General features: G+C 65.0%; 18 protein-coding genes. 3 read left to right on the top strand and 15 right to left on the bottom strand.

The features are described 5' to 3' along the window. Positions 1-99: 99 nt before the first annotated feature. From ASF90_RS18925 to ASF90_RS18935, 3 genes are all read right to left on the bottom strand, one after another. Positions 100-1,269, bottom strand: a complete 1,170-nt coding sequence (locus ASF90_RS18925; RefSeq protein WP_193552552.1) for a Fic family protein — start codon at positions 1,267-1,269, stop codon at positions 100-102. A 118-nt stretch (positions 1,270-1,387) separates the two neighbouring features. Beyond that, complete coding sequence (locus ASF90_RS18930) at positions 1,388-2,404, bottom strand: 3-oxoacyl-ACP synthase III (RefSeq protein WP_055853700.1); 1,017 nt, start codon at positions 2,402-2,404, stop codon at positions 1,388-1,390. 101 nt (positions 2,405-2,505) lie between these two features. After that, entirely contained in the window at positions 2,506-2,826 is a 321-nt protein-coding gene (locus tag ASF90_RS18935; protein ID WP_055853702.1) for a DUF4156 domain-containing protein, read from the bottom strand. A 386-nt stretch (positions 2,827-3,212) separates the two neighbouring features. Between ASF90_RS18935 and ASF90_RS18940 the strand changes: the two genes are divergently transcribed. Further along, entirely contained in the window at positions 3,213-3,674 is a 462-nt protein-coding gene (locus tag ASF90_RS18940; RefSeq protein WP_055853704.1) for a hypothetical protein, read from the top strand. 26 nt (positions 3,675-3,700) lie between these two features. Continuing rightward, positions 3,701-4,177, top strand: a complete 477-nt coding sequence (locus tag ASF90_RS18945; RefSeq protein WP_055853706.1) for a tRNA (cytidine(34)-2'-O)-methyltransferase — start codon at positions 3,701-3,703, stop codon at positions 4,175-4,177. 334 nt (positions 4,178-4,511) lie between these two features. On the opposite strand, the gene ASF90_RS18950 is transcribed toward ASF90_RS18945, so the two are convergent. The 6 genes from ASF90_RS18950 to poxB form a co-directional block, all read right to left on the bottom strand. Next, the gene (locus ASF90_RS18950) at positions 4,512-5,732 is read right to left on the bottom strand and encodes an MFS transporter (protein WP_055853708.1); all 1,221 of its coding nucleotides are present in this window, start codon (positions 5,730-5,732) and stop codon (positions 4,512-4,514) included. A gap of 97 nt (positions 5,733-5,829) precedes the next feature. Next, positions 5,830-6,441, bottom strand: a complete 612-nt coding sequence (locus ASF90_RS18955; RefSeq protein WP_055853709.1) for a hypothetical protein — start codon at positions 6,439-6,441, stop codon at positions 5,830-5,832. Between the two features lie 132 nt (positions 6,442-6,573). After that, positions 6,574-7,368, bottom strand: coding sequence for a hypothetical protein (locus tag ASF90_RS18960; protein WP_055853711.1), 795 nt, complete (start codon positions 7,366-7,368; stop codon positions 6,574-6,576). 409 nt (positions 7,369-7,777) lie between these two features. Beyond that, positions 7,778-9,118: a sigma-54 dependent transcriptional regulator gene (locus tag ASF90_RS18965; RefSeq protein ID WP_055853713.1), complete on the bottom strand. Its 1,341-nt coding sequence runs from the start codon at positions 9,116-9,118 to the stop codon at positions 7,778-7,780. After that, positions 9,103-10,545: a HAMP domain-containing sensor histidine kinase gene (locus tag ASF90_RS18970; protein ID WP_055853715.1), complete on the bottom strand. Its 1,443-nt coding sequence runs from the start codon at positions 10,543-10,545 to the stop codon at positions 9,103-9,105. Before ASF90_RS18970 ends, ASF90_RS18965 begins: the two co-directional genes overlap by 16 nt. A gap of 44 nt (positions 10,546-10,589) precedes the next feature. Next, entirely contained in the window at positions 10,590-12,299 is a 1,710-nt protein-coding gene (poxB, locus tag ASF90_RS18975) for a ubiquinone-dependent pyruvate dehydrogenase (RefSeq protein WP_193552576.1), read from the bottom strand. A 362-nt stretch (positions 12,300-12,661) separates the two neighbouring features. Here poxB and ASF90_RS18980 point away from each other — a divergent pair, with 362 nt between their 5' ends. Then, positions 12,662-13,258, top strand: coding sequence for an Ax21 family protein (locus ASF90_RS18980; protein ID WP_055853980.1), 597 nt, complete (start codon positions 12,662-12,664; stop codon positions 13,256-13,258). 283 nt (positions 13,259-13,541) lie between these two features. On the opposite strand, the gene ASF90_RS18985 is transcribed toward ASF90_RS18980, so the two are convergent. From ASF90_RS18985 to ASF90_RS19015, 6 genes are all read right to left on the bottom strand, one after another. Next, a complete protein-coding gene (locus ASF90_RS18985) occupies positions 13,542-14,567 on the bottom strand; it encodes an NAD(P)H-dependent glycerol-3-phosphate dehydrogenase (protein WP_055853719.1) in 1,026 nt (341 codons plus the stop codon). 15 nt (positions 14,568-14,582) lie between these two features. Beyond that, entirely contained in the window at positions 14,583-15,098 is a 516-nt protein-coding gene (secB, locus tag ASF90_RS18990; protein WP_055853720.1) for a protein-export chaperone SecB, read from the bottom strand. 109 nt (positions 15,099-15,207) lie between these two features. Continuing rightward, positions 15,208-15,642 (bottom strand): rhodanese-like domain-containing protein, encoded by a 435-nt coding sequence (locus ASF90_RS18995; RefSeq protein ID WP_055853722.1) that lies wholly within the window; start codon positions 15,640-15,642, stop codon positions 15,208-15,210. A gap of 76 nt (positions 15,643-15,718) precedes the next feature. Further along, positions 15,719-16,141, bottom strand: a complete 423-nt coding sequence (locus tag ASF90_RS19000) for a hypothetical protein (RefSeq protein ID WP_055853724.1) — start codon at positions 16,139-16,141, stop codon at positions 15,719-15,721. A 30-nt stretch (positions 16,142-16,171) separates the two neighbouring features. Further along, complete coding sequence (locus ASF90_RS19005; protein ID WP_055853726.1) at positions 16,172-16,642, bottom strand: YiiD C-terminal domain-containing protein; 471 nt, start codon at positions 16,640-16,642, stop codon at positions 16,172-16,174. Between the two features lie 253 nt (positions 16,643-16,895). Next, positions 16,896-17,705, bottom strand: a complete 810-nt coding sequence (locus ASF90_RS19015) for a glycosyltransferase family 25 protein (RefSeq protein ID WP_055853730.1) — start codon at positions 17,703-17,705, stop codon at positions 16,896-16,898. Between the last annotated feature and the right edge of the window lie 70 nt (positions 17,706-17,775).

Genomic DNA, 17,775 nt, shown 5'->3' on the forward strand with positions numbered 1-17,775 from the left:
TGACTATTTTGACGTGTGGCCGGTACACCCGGCCACGACAGCGGCACGCACACCACACCAAACCGGCGGCAGCGCAACAGAGCGCGCACGTTACATCAGTCATAGCGGCTGCGCGCCCTCGCTGAGGATGCCGAGGTAGGCCTGGTACGCGAAGATGCGATGCCGCTGCTGTCCGGTGAGTTCGTTGACGATGTCCAGTTGCTCAAGGGTGCGTATTGCCGCGCGGATGGTCGGCGCGCTCAGCGACAGCTGCGGCGCAACCTGCGGCACGGACAAAACGACCCGGCGTGCAAAGTGCTCGAACACCAACCCGACATTGCCGGCACGCTGACCCAGCGCCGTAATCCTTGCGCGATCGCGTGCCAACAGCGCGAGCAGCCGCTGCGCGGTGTCGACCGCCTGTTGCGCTGTTTCCGCGACGCCATCCAGAAAGAAGCCCAGCCACCCTTCCCAATCGCCGGTTGTCCTGACTGCATTGAGGCGGTCGTAGTACTCGGCACGGCGACGTTTGAAGTACAGGCTCAGATACAGGCTGGGTGCGCGCAATACGCCTTCGCTGCACAAGATCAAGGTGATCAGCAAGCGCCCGAGGCGCCCGTTGCCATCGCTGAAAGGATGGATGGTCTCAAATTGCACATGCGCAAGCGCCGCCTTTACCAACGGCGGCGTCTGCCCGGGCAAGGCGTGCAAAAACTGTTCGAGCGCAGCCAGCGCTGCAGGCAGTGCATCCGGTGGTGGCGGGACGAACTGCGCCAGTGCAGGCGACGCGCCACCTATCCAGACCTGAGTCCGGCGAAATTCGCCCGGCTGTTTGCCAGCGCCGCGCCCGCCTTGCAGAAGCAAGGCATGTACTTCGCGCAACAGCCGCAGCGATAGCGGAAAGTCGTCCTCGCGTAATCGCCGAAGCCCATGATTGAGCGCGGCAACGTAGTTGGAGACTTCTTCGACATCGTCGATCGGCACACCGGGCGCGGCATCCATTTCAAACAGCAGCAGGTCCGATAGCGACGACTGCGTCCCTTCGATCTGCGACGATAGCAACGCTTCCTTGCGCACGTATTGATACAAGAACAGTTCCGGGTCGGGCAGCATCAGTGTGATGCCGTCCAGCCGTCCCAGCGCCTGGTCGGCGCGCTCCTTGCGCGCGACCAGCTCGGCCACAGTGAAGTCCAGTGCCGGTTGTGGTGGTAACGGATCCGGGATGAAAGCCTGATAGCGGCTTGCGGCCAAGGCCCCGGCGACGTAATGGCCTGTCGTGCGGTGTGGCATGGTTTTCCTTACAACCGACGACTGGGCCAGTAAGGAAACTTTTTTACCACTTTCTTTCCTAAGTAGCGATTCAGCGCGGCATAAATGAAGGCTTATGCCGCGCCCGAGCTGGCAACACTCACCAAACCACTTCCGCCATCGAGCAGTTCAGCCCCGAGCCGATGCCCATCAGTGCGATGCGGTCGCCCTTCTTCAAGCGGCCGAGCTCCTTGAGCTTGCTCAGCACGATCGGCACAGAGGCAGGGCCGATGTTGCCGTGTTCGCCGAAGATGGTCATGACCTTGGCTGGGTCGATGCCGAACGATTTCACGAACGAGGCGGTGTGCGGGCGGCTGACCTGATGGATGACGAACTGGTCCAGCTCGTCCACCGCCCAGCCCATCGCCTGCTTGGCGGCCAGGAAGGTCTTCTGTGCCAGCTTGATGCCTTCGATCAGCAGCAAGCGGGTGTCGGTGACCATGCGGTCCAGGTTGCCGCGGCACAGCTTGTTCCACTCGGTAGCCGAACGGGTCACGCCACCTTTGTAGCGCGGCGCGTCGGGCACCAGCTCGGTGCGCGCCATCACCATCGCGGCAGCGCCGCAGCCCAGGGTCAGCGCGGCGAGTTCGTTGCGGAACTCCTCCTCGGTGACGTCCGGAGAAGTCATGCGCTCCAGGGTCTTTTCATAGACCAGGTTGGCGGTTTCGCCATCGACGACCAACGCGTAGTCGATCTCGCCGCGTTCGAGCATGCGCGCAGCGATGTCCATGCCGTTGATGAAGGCAAGGCAGGCGTTGGCCACGTCGAAGGTCACGCAATGGTCGCTGACCCCCAGGTTGCCGGACACGATGGACGCCGTGGACGGCTCCAGGTAGTCGCGGCTCACCGAGGTGTTGACCAGCAGGCCGATCTTCTCGATGCCGATGCCGGCATCGATCAGCGCCTTGCGCGCGGCCTGGGTGGCGGCGTCGGATGCCTGGACATCCTGGTCCCACAAGCGCCGTGCATGGATACCGGCAACGTCGCCCAACACGTCGGTCTTGATCCCGAGGCGGTCGTAGGTCGGTTGCAGGCGCTCGTTGATTTCCTTGGAAGTCAGCGTATGCGGCGCATCAATATGCGCCAGTCCCGCGATGGAGACATTCTGGAAGAGCATCGAAGTAGCGCCATGGCGTCAGGCGAGGGGGCGTCAGTCTAGCCGCTGGCTGGTTTTACCGCATCTTTACATTTGAATCGCCCCCGCCCCAGCCCAACGGTTCAGCGCGGTGGGCAGCGGAAGGCGTTGAAACGCTGGCTTCCGTCGGCCGGCTGGCCCTGCGCCTGGACGGTATTGGCATTGGCGCCCGGGGCCTCGTTGCGCGCCAGGGTCTCCAGTTCTTCCTGCACACGCAGCGGGTTGCGGTTGTAGAAGCCGACCTTGCTCTTGACCGTCACCACCACCTCGCCCTGCTGCTGACAGCCAGCTGGCACAGGGCCTGCGGGCAATACCTGCACGCTCTTGCCGCTTTGTTCGATCGGCACCCAGGTGCACGCCGCGGTGGTGGTGGCAACCAGAACAGACAGCATCAGCACGCGCATAAGTCATCCACACCGAAGGGCAAAGCCGGATTGTGCCGCAGTTGTCCGGCGGTCAAACGCGTGCCCGGCATGCGCCATACGCCTCATTCAGCACACCGGCACTTGCGCATATCCGCCGCATGGAACTGATGGCGTCGCTGTCCATTGCCCGCAAACGCGTCCGGGTGTCCGGACGCGGACACCCGCAAAGATCAAATACATCTTTAAAAACAATGCTTTGAAGATGGCACGCGGTTTGCTCTATGCAACCGGCACCGGAAGCACGCAACAGAAAGCTGACTTTTTGCTGAACAAATAAACGACAGCCTCGAAAGTTCTTGCACATACCGAAACGGTGTACTACCTTACTACAACACCACTTGTCACCCACACCAAGAGACCTCGCCATGAAGACCCAGACCCTGCGCATCGCCCTCTCCGCCGCCCTCCTGGCCGGCACCACGTTCGCCGGTTTTGCCCAAGCCGCCAGCCTGACCACGCTGGACACCGTCCAGGTTCGCCCGGCCGCCGACCAGATCGCTCAGCAGACGCTGGAACGCAGCAGCGATATCCGCACCCTGACTGCCGTGCAGGTGCGCCCGTCCGCCGAGCAGCTGGCTGCCTTCGCTGCCGAACAGGCCGGCCCGCGCGTTGTCACCCTTGCCGCGGTGCAGGTCCGTCCGTCGGCCGAACAGCGCGCCGAGCTGGTGGTTCGCAGCAGCGCCGCCACTGCCCAGAGCGCCTCCGGCCAGACCGCCGCCGCGATCGGTGCGTTGATGGGTCAGGTCATGGTCAATCTGCCAGTGCCGCAGCTGCAGCCGTCGCCGGCCGAACTGGAAGCCCTGGTCAGCGCCGCCATCAGCCTTTAAGCGCGCGCGCAGCTACACTTGCGCGCATGTCAGCACCCGTCCTCGATGTCATCCTGTTTCAACCGGAAATTCCGCCCAACACGGGCAATGTGATTCGCTTGTGTGCCAACACCGGCGCGCGCCTGCACCTGATCGAGCCGCTCGGCTTCGACCTCAGCGACAAGCAGCTCAAGCGCGCGGGCCTGGACTATCACGAATACGCGACTCTGCAAGTGCACGCCGACCTGCCAACTGCCTTGGCTGCCATCGCGCCCACGCGTGTGTTTGCCCTGAGTACGCGCAGCACGGTGCGTTACGACACACCGCAGTTCGCCGACGGCGATGCGTTTTTGTTCGGCCCGGAAACCCGCGGCCTGCCGGCCGAGGTGCTGGAGTCGATCCCGCCGCAGCACCGGCTGCGTCTGCCAATGCGTCCGGACAATCGCAGCCTCAATCTGTCCAACACCGTTGCGGTGATGGTGTTCGAAGCCTGGCGGCAGTGGAACTTCGCTGGCGGTCAGTAGCCTCGACGCAACACCAACAGCAAGCACTGCGCGCCCGCTATCGGCAATCAGCAATCTGCATGGACCACTGCACGCTCGGTTCCTGAGCGAGATGCCCAGGCGTCTACCGATCACTTGCCGCAGGTGTTCCACAGACCTGGTCGACCACCACACACACGGCACTGCCCACGCCTTACAGCGCGATGATGATTGCCGTGTTGTCTGCATGCGCACTGCAGGTCTTCAGGCTTTACATCCAGGCTTGCGATTCTCGACAACACAGCGCAATGCACCACGCACCGCTGGCGATGGACGTCAATACACACGCGCTTTCTTGCACGCGCTTGCGCAGCCACTACGACGCGGTCTGCACGCCGGTCGCTGCCTGCAACAGGCCGCGGCAGCCAGCCCATAACGCCACTGCCAGCAAGGCGATTGCGCCCAGGCTCAAAAACGCGATGCGGTAGCCGAAGGCGTGCGCGAGCCAGCCGCCGAACGCCGGGCTGAGCGCCGCGCCAATCCCCTGCACCGTCATCACCGCGCCCTGGCCGACGTTGACCCGGCCGGTGCCGTGCAGCAAGCGCGCCACCAATGCCGGTACCACCACGCTTTGCAGACCGGCGCCGAGCCCATCGAGGATCTGCACCGGAAATACGCCCCAGCCGTGAATCACCGAGGCCGCCACCAGCGCGCGCAGCGGCAAGGCCATGAAGGCCAGCAGCAATACCCACCAATGCCCGTGCACGCGGATCCAGCGCATCGCCAGCAACGCAACCACCACCATCGTGGCTTGGGCGACCACAATCGTGGTGGCGGTCAGCGCGCTCGGGTCGCCGGCATGCGCGGCCACGATCGCCATGCCATACAACGGCAGCATCGCCGCGTTGCCCAGATGAAACAGCCCCAGCGTGACCGCCAGCAATGCAAGCGGCCGGCAGGTCAGCAACACCCGCCAGGCGCTCAATGCGTCTGCGCCATCGGCATGCCCCAGGCCGCGCGCAGCGCGATGGTCGATGGCGGTTGCCGGAATCGACAGCACGGCCGTCAGCGCCAACACGCCGAACACCGCCGTGAGCGCGAAGATCGCGCCAAACCCGTAGCGCCATCCCAACCAGCCGGCCAGCACCGCCGCCAGCATGTTGCCGGCGTGATTGGCGACCTGGTTGCGCGCCAGCTGATGATCGAACCCGCATGCACGCACCAGGCCCAACGTGATGCCGGTCAGCGCCGGGCCGATGCCGGCTGCCGCCAGCGCCGATGCGATCTGTGCAGCGACCACGCCGGAAGCGGTCGGGCGCAGCCAGATCAACGCGGTGGCGAGCAGGATCGCCAGACAGCCGACCACCACCACGGCGCGCTTGCGCCGGGTGGCATCGACCAATGCGCCGGCCGGCGTGGTGGCGAGCATGCCGGCAATGCCCCCCACGCTCATCACCGTGCCGATCGCGCCCACCGACCAGCCCTTGGACTGCAAAAACACGCTCAAAAACGGCCCCAGCCCGTCCTGGACATCGGCCACGCTGAAATGCAGCGCTTCCAGCGCGCGCGTACCACGCGGTCGGGGCGACGTGCTCATGCACACCGCCCTGCTGCGTGTTGCCCTGCACGGCCTGCCTGCTGGGCAACGCCGATGACGCCTGTCTCATTGCAGCGCAGCGGGCACATTGCGGCGCCTAGTGCTTGGGCTTGTGCGCGCCCGGGCCATGCGGCGGATGGTCGATCTGCTTCAACGCAGCGGCCTTGCTGCCCAGCGCATGCGCATGGATCAACACGCCATGCGGTGTGGCCTTGGTGTCGCCTTCGACTACCAACGGCTTGCCGACCACCAGCTGCTTGGCGAAGTCGACGCCGGCATGCGGCGGAAACCGCACCGTCACTTCGTCGTCGAACAGCACGCCATGCACCTGCCCGTGTGGGCCATGCAGCAGCCGCGCGATGGTGCCGGCGTGCTGGGTGAGCTGCGGCTTGGGCGGCTTGCCGGCCGGCGGTTTGGGCTTGGGCTTGGCATGCGGCCCATGCGGGCCCTCGTCGAGGATGCGCTTGCCGCCGTCCGGGTCGATCGCCAGGGCCACCAACATGTCCACATCGCGTGGCTTGAGGCCGCGCACGGTCAATGCGCTGCCGGGCTTGAGCGCCTTGAGCAAGGCCGCCGACAGGTGCGGCGGTGTGTGTACTTCAGTGCCATCGGTCAACAGCAGGCCATCGATATCGGCCTTGGGATTGAGCAGAAAACGCGCCAGGGTGCCGCGGGTTTCAGGGAGGAAATCAGGATCGACCCAATGCATTGTGAACTCCAAACTAGAGAGGACCGGCCAACGCCGGCAAGCCGCGCCCGACGCCACGCGGGTGGCATGACGGAGGCGCGTAAACGAACATCTGGGTGGGCGCCGCCGTCGCGTTCGCGGCGGCGACTTGCTTCAGCGCGGTGTCGGTGGGGCCGCCGGCGGCACGGGCGGCCCAGGTGGTGCTTGTGGCGGTGGCGGCGGAAGCGGGCCATCCGGGCGCGGAGGAACGAACAACGCACGCTGCGACGCGCGGTCGCGACCCACTGCGCTGGCTTCGATCGCGCGCCCGGCTGCGGTAGCGACACCGAACCCTCGCACGCTCAGCGGTGCACCGGTGCGCAGCAGGTCGCTCAACTGCAATGCCAGATGCGGCGGCATCCGCACCACGGTGCCGTCGCTCAGCAACGCACCGTTGGTTTCGCCGCCCGGGCCGTAGACCAGGCGCTCGATGCGTCCGTCCGCTGTTAACGGCGTGAGTGCGGCAGGCGCGGGCGGCGGCATGTCGCCTGCCAACGGCGGGCGGTCCACCACCTCGCGCTTGCTGCGCGTGGAGCGGATGCTGCTGGCACGCAGTACCGGCAAGTCGCCCAGGCGATAGCCTTGCACGCTCACCGCATCGCCGCGGCGCACGGCCGCCTGCAGGTCATCGGACAGATGCGGTGCAAATGCCACCTGGGTGCCGTCGCGCAACCACAGCCCGTCCACGTCGCCGTTGGGATTGAGCATGAAACGCTCGACGGTACCGCTGACCTGCACCGGCGTGGCAGCCACCGGTGCGGGCGGCGCAGGCGGCATCGGCGGCGGTGGGGGCGGCGTGCCCACCGGCAGACGCGGTGCGACCGGCGCGGCCGGCGGCGGCGGAACCTGCGCCGCCGCGGTAGCCACGCTGCAAGCCAATGCAACAGCAAGTGCGGTCTGACGAAGCATGTGATGTCTCCAATGCGGCAGGAGTGCCGCTCGCTATGGGTACAACGCAGACATCGTGCCAAATCTGAAAGCCTTGTTTTTCAAGGCGGATGGCCTGGAACAGGGCACCTAAGATGTCTGCACTTCATCCAGCGTTGTCCGTTTTGCAGACACGTGCGCTGCGGTGTCCCCTGTCCGGGCAGCATCGGAGGCCGGCGTTCACGATTGCAGGCTGCGTCTGTGGCTGCGTCTGTGGCTGGCTGCACGGCTGCAAACGCTAGCGCTGGCCCATGGCCGCCTGTCGATGCCCTGGCGATGGGATGCCTCTGTTTGCAACGTCCTGCCGGCAATCGGGCCGGGCGGGCGAACCACTCGATCAGCACCGGTTCGTCGCCCATCCGCGCAGCCTTGCAGGCGCCAGCCCGCGCGCCTACTGCAAGCCGTAGTCGTCGAGCTTGCGGTACAGCAGCTGCCGATGAATGCCGAGCCGGCGTGCGGCCTCGGCACGATTGCCGCCGCTGTGCGCCAGCGCATCCTGGATCATCTGTTTCTCCAGCCGCGCCACCGCTTCGGGGAGCTGCATTTCCGGAGCCGCCGGCGGCGCCTGCGGCGACGCGAGGTCGCCGAGCGCCTCGTCCAGATCGTCCGCCTCGATGCTGTGCCCGCGCACCAGCACCTGGCTACGCTGCATGACATTGCGCAGCTCGCGCACATTGCCCGGCCACGGGTAGGCCAGCACGCGCGCCTGCGCGGCCGGCGACAGCGTGCGTGCACTGCCCTGCCCTGTGCGCAGAAAGTAGTCGGCCAGCAGCACGATGTCCTGACCACGCTCGCGCAGCGGCGGCAGCTCGATCGGCACCACGTTCAAGCGGTAGCGCAGGTCGCTGCGGAACTGCCCGGCGGCCACCCACGCGGCCAGATCGCGATGGGTGGCCGCCAGCACGCGCACATCCACCTTCTGGGCACCGCGGCCGCCCAGCGGCGTCACTTCGCCTTCCTGCAAGAAGCGCAGCAGCTTGGCCTGCATCGGCAACGGCATGTCGCCGATTTCATCCAGAAACAAGGTGCCGCCATCGGCCTCGCGGATCAGGCCGATGCGGTCGCCGGTCGCACCGGAAAAGGCGCCCTTGCGATGACCGAACAACTCGCTCTCCATCAACTCCAACGGAATGGCCGCGCAATTGACCGCGACAAACGCCGCATTCGCCCGCGCACTGGCGCGATGCAATGCACGTGCGGCCAACTCCTTGCCGGTACCGGTCTCGCCGGTGATCAGCACCGGCAGGTCCGATGCGGCCGCCAACCCGATGCGCTTGTGCACGGTGCGCATCGCCGGGCTGTGGCCGACCAGCGCATCGTCTTCTTCGGGCAAAGGCAGTGGCACTGCGTCGGCCGCAGCCTCCATGCGGCTCAGCAACGCACGTTCCACCACATCGACGATATCGGCACGCCCCACCGGTTTGACCAGATGATCGAACGCACCCAGCGTCATCGCCTCGATGGTGTTGCCGCTGGACACATGGGCGGTGAGCATCACCAGCGGCACCTGGGCCGCCTGCGCATCGCCCGCCCGCGCGCGCAACACTTCGATCCCGTCCATGCCCGGCATGCGGAAATCCACAAACGCCAGATCGACACCACCTTCGCGCAACTGCGCCAGCCCCTGCGCACCGTCGCTTGCGGCAATCACGCTGTGCCCGAGCGAGCGCAGCGTCGCCTGCAAGGTGGCGAGAAACGCTGCGTCGTCGTCGATGATCAGGATGCGCGCCATGGCAGCTCCACACTGAAATAGGTCATGCCATCGGCATGGGTGTAGTGCGCCTGGCCGCCGTGCGCGCGCGCGATCTCGCGCACCAGTGCCAGCCCCAGCCCATTGCCGTCGCTGCGGCCGCTGACGAACGGTTCGAACAGCTGCGCCGCAATCGGCTCGGGCACGGGCGCACCGCGATTGCTAACTTGCAAATGCAACATGCCTTCGCGCTGCTCCGCACACATCACAACCTGCGTGCCTGGGTCGGCGTGCTGCAACGCATTGCGCAGCAGATTGTGCAATGCGCGCCCAAGTTGCTGCGGATCCAGTGACCACTGCAGCGGTGCATCCGGCACCTGCAGCTGCAGTTGATGCGCCGCGTGCGGCAACAGTGTGGGATCCAGCAGCTCCTTCAACCAGTCCTGCACCACCACTGTCTCGAGATGAAGGCGGATCGGCTGCACCATGCCGAGCAGGCTTTCGACCACGCCATCCAGACGCCGGATCTGCGCCAGCATCAGCGCACCATGCGCGGCGTCGTCGGGGGTGACATCGCGGCGTGCGATCTCGTTTTCCACCGCAAGCCGCATGGTGGCGATGGGGTTGCGGATTTCATGCGCCACCGTTGCAGTCATGCGCCCGAGCGCGGCAAGCCGCTCGTGCCGCGATAGCTCTTCGGCCAGCTTGCGTGTCTGCGCCAGCGCTTGCGCAGTGCGCTGCGCGTAGCCGGTGACCGCAGCGCCGAGCCGATCGAGTTCGGGCGCACCCGTGTGCGGAATCTGCGGCATCTCGGTATCGGCCGCCAATGCGTGTTGAATCTTCTGCAGACGCTGACTCCAGCGCCGCACCACCACGCCCAGCGCAATCGCCGACACCGCGACCATCGCAAAGATCAACACCATGCCGACCACCAGCGGCCGCCACGCATCCGAACTGCTCGCCGGTACCCGCGACATGGTCCACGCGGCGGTGCCGGCCGCCAACGGGCAGGCGCTGATCAGCAGCACCTCGCGACTGCCGTCGCGGCGGAACTGCACGGGCTTGCGTCCCTGCGCGCTTTGCCGTGCAGTGCCCACGATGGTTGTCCACTCGGCTGCCGGGATATCGGTCTTGTGATCGCTGCCGTCATAGGTGGGGTAGGCATAGGCGATGAAGCCCTTGTCCATATTCCACACGCCGCCTTCCACGCCGGGCGCATCGGCCAGCACTAATTGCACCACCACCGCAGCCAAGCCGGCGCCGTTGTCGCCGCTGCGCGCGGCCTCGCTTGCGCCGGCATAGCGCTGCACGATGCGCATGCACTGCCCGCTCAACTGTTGCCGCGCGTCTTCCAGCCGCACACCTTCGGTCTGGCGATACAGGCCATACAACATCGTGGCCACGCCCAGGCAGGCGGCCACGATCACCATCCAGATCAGCAACAATTGCCGCAGTAGCGAACGTGGCATGCAAGCGATCCGGGCAAGGTCGGCCGATGATAGAACTGGCCGCGTTAGCGCAAGTTGGTCTTGACCAGCTCAATCACCTCATCGCCCCGCCCGCTCATCACCGCCTTGAGCAGGTACAGGCCCATGCCCTTGGCTTGTTCGAGCTTGATCGCCGGCGGCACCGCCAGTTCCTGCGTGGCGATGCGCACATCCACCAGCGCCGGACCGGAGTGCGCAAAGGCCTGCCGCAACGCACGCTCCAGCTGCGACGACTCGTCCACGCGAATGCCCAGAATGCCCATCGCATTGCTCATCGCGGCGAAATCCGGGTTGCGCAACTCGGTGCCGGTATCCAGATAACCGGCAGCCTTCATTTCCATCGCCACAAAGCCCAGCGAGGCATTGTTGAACACCACGATCTTCACTGGCAGGTTCAACTGCGCCAACGAGATGAAATCGCCCATCAACATCGCAAAGCCGCCATCGCCGGATAGCGAAATCACCTGCCGCCCGGGGAACGCCGCCTGCGCGCCCAGCGCCTGTGGCATCGCATTGGCCATCGAGCCATGGTTGAACGACCCCAGCAAACGGCGCTTGCCGTTCATGCGCAGATAACGCGCCGCCCACACCGTGGGCGTGCCGACATCGCAAGTGAACACCGCATCCTGATCGGCAATCTGGCTGATCAGCCGGGTCACGAACTGCGGATGCAACGGCTCACCAGGATCGGCCGGCACTGCCAGGTCATCCAGCCCTTCGCGCGCCTTGCGATAGTGCTCCAGCGATTTTTCCAGGAAGCGGCGGTCTTCGCGACGCTGCAACTGCGGCAGCAAGGCCGCGATGGTTTCGCCCACATCCGCCGCAATGCCCAGCTGCAGCGGCGTGCGCCGTCCCAAGGCACCGGGGTCGCGGTCCACCTGCACGATGGTGGCGTCCTTCGGATAGAACTGCCGATACGGGAAATCCGTGCCCAACATGATCAAGGTGTCGCAGTTGAGCATTGCGTGGTAGCCGGAACTGAAGCCGATCAAGCCGGTCATACCGACATCGAACGGGTTCTCCCATTCCACATATTCCTTGCCACGTAGCGCGTGCACGATCGGCGCGCCCAGCCTCTCTGCCAGCGCCACCACCGCATCGTGTGCGCCTGCGCACCCGCTGCCGCACAACAAGGTGACCGCCTTGCTCTGCTGCAACAGCTCGGCCAACTGCTGCACATCGTCGGCAGCAGGCAGCACGCGCGGCGCGCGCAGGGCAGGCCATGCACTCGACAGATGCTTGTCCACCTCCAGCAACGCGATATCGCCGGGAATCACCACCACCGCCACGCCTTGCTGCAGGATGGCCGTACGCATCGCACGATGCAGCACTTCCGGCAGCTGCGCCGGATTGGTCACCAGCTCCACAAAGTGGCTGCACTCGCGGAACAGCTCCTGCGGGTGGGTTTCCTGAAAATAACTCAAGCCGATCTCGGACGATGGAATATGCGCGGCAATCGCCAGCACCGGTTGCCGGCTGCGATGGCAGTCGAACAAGCCGTTGATCAAATGCAGATTGCCCGGCCCGCAACTCCCGGCGCACACCGCCAGCGTGCCGGTCACCGCCGCCTCGGCGCCTGCGGCAAACGCGGCGACTTCTTCGTGGCGCACATGCATCCACTCGATGGTCTGCATCTCGCGCAATGCATCGGTCAAGCCATTGAGGCTGTCGCCGGTCACGCCCCAGATCCGCTCCACACCCGCGCTCTGCAGCGTCTCGGCCAGAAACCGCGCCACCGTCTTCTTCTTCGCCACGATGCAGCTCCGCTACTAGTCAACAGGCCTGCAATGCTCCCAGCGGCGATGTCAGTGCAATGTGCTCGTGCATGAAAAGTGCTGAAAAACCAGATGATTTAAACGTTTGTGCACACACGTCTCACATTGCAGGTGCGCAGTGAATGCCGCGTCACGTTTTGCACGTGCGCTACGCGCATCCGCTAAGGACCACAAGAAAGCGCAGCTGAATCTGGCGCGATGATTCATTCACTGCTCAGTCCAAAATTCATGTCGCGTTCCATCGAATAACGGAGAATTTACATCTCGGCAGCGAACGGCATTCGCCTCAGCGCCGGCCCAAACCATAAGTACAGGTATTGATCATGAAGACTTCACTGCTGGCCCTCGGCCTCCTCGCAGCCCTGCCGTTTGCGGCCTCCGCTGCTGAAAACCTCTCCTACAATTTCGTCGAAGGCGACTACGTGCGCACTCCGACCGAAGGTCGCGATGCAGATGGTTGGGGCCTGAAGGCTTCTTACGCCGTTGCTCCGAACTTCCACGTGTTCGGCGATTACAGCAAGCAGAACGCTGACGACAACGACAGCGTGTTCGAAAGCTCCAACTCCGACTTCCAGCAGTGGGGCGTCGGTGTCGGCTACAACCACGAGATCGCCACCAGCACCGACTTCGTTGCCCGCGTTGCTTACCGCAAGCTGGACCTGGACAGCCCGAACCTCAGCTTCGACGGCTACAGCGTAGAAGCCGGTCTGCGTAACGCGTTCGGCGAGCACTTCGAAGTCTATGCCCTGGCTGGCTACGAAGACTTCTCCAAAGAGCGCGGCTTCGACATCGGCGACAACTTCTACGGCCGCCTTGGCGCCCAGGTGAAGTTGAACCAGAACTGGGGCATCAACGGCGACATCCGTATGGATGGCGACGGCAACAAGGAATGGTCGGTCGGCCCGCGCTTCAGCTGGTAAGCCGCACGTTTGACTGCAACGCGACTCTCTCTCCCGCGTTGCATTGGAAGCCCGGTCCCCCGACCGGGCTTCTTTCTTTTGCGCGATTGGTCGATGGCGACGCAGCGTCGCGTGGTTGTTTCGCACACGTGCGTGCGCAGCACTTCTGGACGAAGCACTGGAGTCGCCTCGCACTTGAGTTACCGCGAAGCGGTGATGCGTCTGATATGCACCAACAAAAAGCCCGGCAGTGCCGGGCTTTTTGTTGTCTTCGTTGCATCACGCGATACGCATTGCCGCCCGATCAGGTGAATAACGCCTGCGGATACTCGGGCTTGCGCTCGCGCGCCAGCAGTTCCTTCAACGCCGCTTCCGGTGTGATTTCGCCATGCAGCACTGCGCGTACGGCATTGGAGATCGGCAACTCGATGCCGTGCTGTTCGGCCTGGCGCATGACTTCGTCTGCAGTCTGCACCGACTCGACCACCTGGCCGATCTCGCGGATCGCATCGTTCAAGCTCTGCCCGCGCCCCAGCGCCAACCCCAGCCGCCGGTTACGCGACAGATCGCCGGTGCAGGTGAGCACCAGATCGCCCAACCCGGCCAACCCCATCAACGTTTCCGGGCGCGCACCGATCACTGCAGCCAGGCGCAACATCTCGTTCAAGCCGCGCGTGATCAGACCCGCACGCGCGTTGAGGCCAAGCTGCATGCCGTCGGCCACACCTGTGGCCACGGCCAGCACGTTTTTCATTGCGCCACCCAGCTCGGCGCCCACCATGTCATCGCCGGTGTAGGCGCGGAAGGTGGGGCCGTGCATCGCATCGGCCACGACTTGGGCAAACGCCGCATCGTCGCCGTGCACGGTGACGGCAGTGGGCAAGCCGAGCGTGACTTCCTTGGCGAAGGACGGCCCGGTCACCACGGCCAGCGCAACGCTGGGACCGAGCAGATCGCGCGCCACTTCATGCAGAAAGCGCCCGGAACCGGGTTCGAAGCCCTTGGTCGCCCATGCCACCCCGGCGTTGACCGGACGCAACGGAGCGATCAAACGAATCGTTTCGGTGAATGCATGCGAGGGCACCACGACCAGGATCCAGCTTGCATCGGCCATGGCGGCCTGCAGGTCGGTGGTAGCACGCAACGTCTCCGGCAACGGAATGCCCGGCAGATAACGCACGTTCTCGTGAGTGCGGTCGATGGCATCCACCATCGCCGCATCGCGTCCCCAGAGCACGGTCGAGTGACCGTGTCTGGCAAGAAGCGCGGCCAGGGCCGTGCCCCAGGAACCGGCGCCGAGAACGGCGATCTTGTGGGTCGAATCGCTCATCGGCGCAGACAGTGCTTAGGCGTTGCCAGCCGGCTCGGAATCGGCCAGCGAGGTGCCTTCGCCCTGCGACCGCTGACGCAGGGTTTCTGCGTACAGGGCTTCGAAGTTGATCGGCTGCAGGTAGAACGGCGGGAAGCCGCCGGCCTGGATCAGATCGCTGACCAGGGTGCGCACGTACGGGAACAGGATGTTCGGGCACTGCGTGCCCAGCAGCACGTCGATCGCCTGCGGCTCCAGGCCGACCAGGCCAAACACGCCGGCTTGCTGCACTTCGGCCACGTAGGCGGTCTTGCCACCGGCGGTGCAGGTCAGGGTCACGGCCAGCACGACTTCGAAGGCGTTGTCGTTGAGGCGCTGGACCTTCTGATTGAGGTTCAGCTGCAGCTCGGGCTGGTTGGCGTCATTGAAGACGGCCGGCGCGTTCGGCGATTCGAAAGAAACGTCCTTGACGTAAATCTTTTCGATGGTGAAAGCGGGGCCAGCAGCGGCGTCGGCCGGCGCAGCGGCGCCGTTGAGGATTTCGTCGGACATTCCTAACTCCAAAAGCGGTTCGGTGGATGCAGCGTTGAGTGATGCAGACGTGAAAACGCGAGTATCTCACGCAAGCAATGGGGGCTTGCGAGCTGCCGCACAAGGCGGATCAGCGGCCCTTGATCAGTGGCAATTCGGCCATTTGCCAGGCAGCGACGCCACCTTCGAGCCAGTACACCTTCTCGAAGCCGGCTTTCTTCAGCGTCTTGGCCGCACCTGCAGAGGTGTTGCCGCTACGGCAGACCACCACCACCGGCGATGCCTTGGCGTTGGCAAGCAGCTTGCTGGCCGGGTCGAACTTGGCCAGGGCCACGTTGCGGCTGCCGGCGATATGGCCCTTTTCGAAATCGGCGGTGGGCGACAGGTCAATCACCAGCGCGTCTTCGCTGTTGATCAAACGGGTCAGCTCGGCCGGCTTGAGTGCGCGATACCCGCGGAACAGGCGCGCAACCTCGGTGACGATCAGGGCGATGGTCAGGCCCACCAGGGCCATTGACAACATGGGGTTGCGGCCGACAAAGGCCTGCAGCTCTTCGAAATTCACGGGGTCAGGGTCAGTCGAGCGGGCGGGAATTGTCGCACAGCTGGCACGCGCGACGGCCAGCGAGGCAGCAGCCGGGCTACTGGCCCTTCCACAGATCGGGCAGGCCGCTGGCCAGCCACCAGCGCTTTTGTTCGGGATTCCAGTGCCAGATCTCGATGCTGCGCACCAGCCGTTCGGCCTGGGTATTGCGGTTGATCACGCGCAGCTCGACCTCACGGCGCAGGTCGCCATTGGGCTCTTCGCCCACGCGCAACTCGCGGTAGCCGGAAATCTGCACCTGCTCATAGCGTGAGCGTTCCAGGTCGCTGAGCGGATGGGCCTGGGCGTAGGTCGGTTCGACAAACCCCTGCGCGGCATCGAAATCGCTCCAGCGCACCGCCGCCGTGTAGGCGGCCTGGGTGGTTTCCAGCGCGCGCCCCTGGGCGCGACTGCCGGCAGTGGCCACCCCGCTCAGCATCGCCAGCCCCAGCAGGACGACTGCTCCCATCAGTGCACGCATACGTATTCCCCCCTTGATCCAGCCCGCATCCTACCGTTTTGGAAACGCCACGAAGCGCCCGCTCAACGTGGCCGCCGCTGCGCCCGACCCCAGCGCGATCTGCGCGCGCATGCCGATACGGGCCTTGCCGCGCTGACGGAAGGTCGCCAGAAAGGCGTCCCAGCCGCCCAATTCGGCGGGCTCGGCATCGGCCACCAGGTCTTCGTACACCGGCGCGACATAGCGCAGCTGGCTGTCGGCGACATACACGTCGGCTTCGTGGCCGGCCAATTGCAGTTGCAGCGTCAGCCACCCCCAGCTGGCCAGCGTCATCAACGAGGCCAGGCTGCCGCCGAACGCATTGGCCTTGTCGTTGACGTTGGCCTGCAACGGCGCGCGCAGGCGCAGCGCCCCATCGTGCAAGCCATCCACGGCAATGCCCATCGACAACACCGGCGGCATGGCGATGAACTGCTGCTGCAGCGACTGCAGGGCGGAGACGAGCGTGCACGAAGGAGTCATTGGAAAGGCTGGCAGACGACGAAGGGCGGCATCATGCCGCAATGTCCGGCGAGCGTCTTGTGCATGTGGATGACATGCGGTACCGCATGGTGAACGCGTGCAGCATCGGGCTGTTGCACGCCTTGGTTTTCCGTCAACAACCCGGTAAGCACGCCGGCATCGGGCACTGTGGACTGTGCATGCAATTGCGGCGCGCGAGCGCGCAAGTGCGAGACTGCGATCAGCCCATGGCGCCACCGTAGCGATCGTCGTTTTACGGCGCGAACACGACCTTGCGATAGCCCTGCGCCACGCGCAGCAGCGTCGTCGCCTTGGCCTTCCAGTGCGCGCTGCGTTGCTTTTGCGCGCGCGTCAGCGGCGCATCGATGGTGCTGGTGAACACGATCTGCTCCGGCGCTGCGTGGAAGAACTTGTCCTGGATACAGGCGGCCGGCGACAGCTGATAGGTGGACAGCTGCTGCGCCACCGGCGATTCGTTCCAACCGAACAAAAAGATATCGGCCATGGTGTGCCAGCGCGCGTCGGCGGCCAGCAGCAGTCGCGCCGCCTCGCGGCTGATGATCAGCGCACCGGCGCACACCGGCCAGCAATGTTGGTAGGTCGATGGACGCACCAGCCGCAGCTGGCGCCCGGCAATGTCGGCGACCTTGGCATCGAGCTTGATCCGGTTGTAGGACGGCTCCAGGCGCACGATGCTGCTGCCCGGTGGGAGCCAGTCGGTGCTGCGCAACAGCGCTGGCAGCGCATCGGACAGGTGCATGTCGTCTTCGAAGATGGCGGTGTACGCAGCGTCGGACTCGGCAGCGATGCGCCAGGCCGCCTGATGGCTCAGGAAGCAGCCGATGTTGGACGCGGTCCATTTGCGCGGGCCGGTGCTGAACGCATCGCCGGAGTTTTCCAGCGGGCGCTCGCGCACGAAGTCGGCGATCTGCTCCGGCGTGAGGGTGGCACCGTCGATGGCGGCAATGCGCTCGAACGACAGGCCCAATGCCTGAAACCGCGTCGCCATGGCCTGCAGGCGATCTCCGCTGCGCTGCATGTTGATGAGGTAGGACTTGATCACGGTGCCACTCCAGCTCGATTGTCGTGGCGGATCGTGAGCGGAGGCGCTGATTGGCTCACCCCCGAGTACG

This window comes from Xanthomonas sp. Leaf148, from assembly GCF_001423585.1.
GTDB lineage: Bacteria > Pseudomonadota > Gammaproteobacteria > Xanthomonadales > Xanthomonadaceae > Xanthomonas.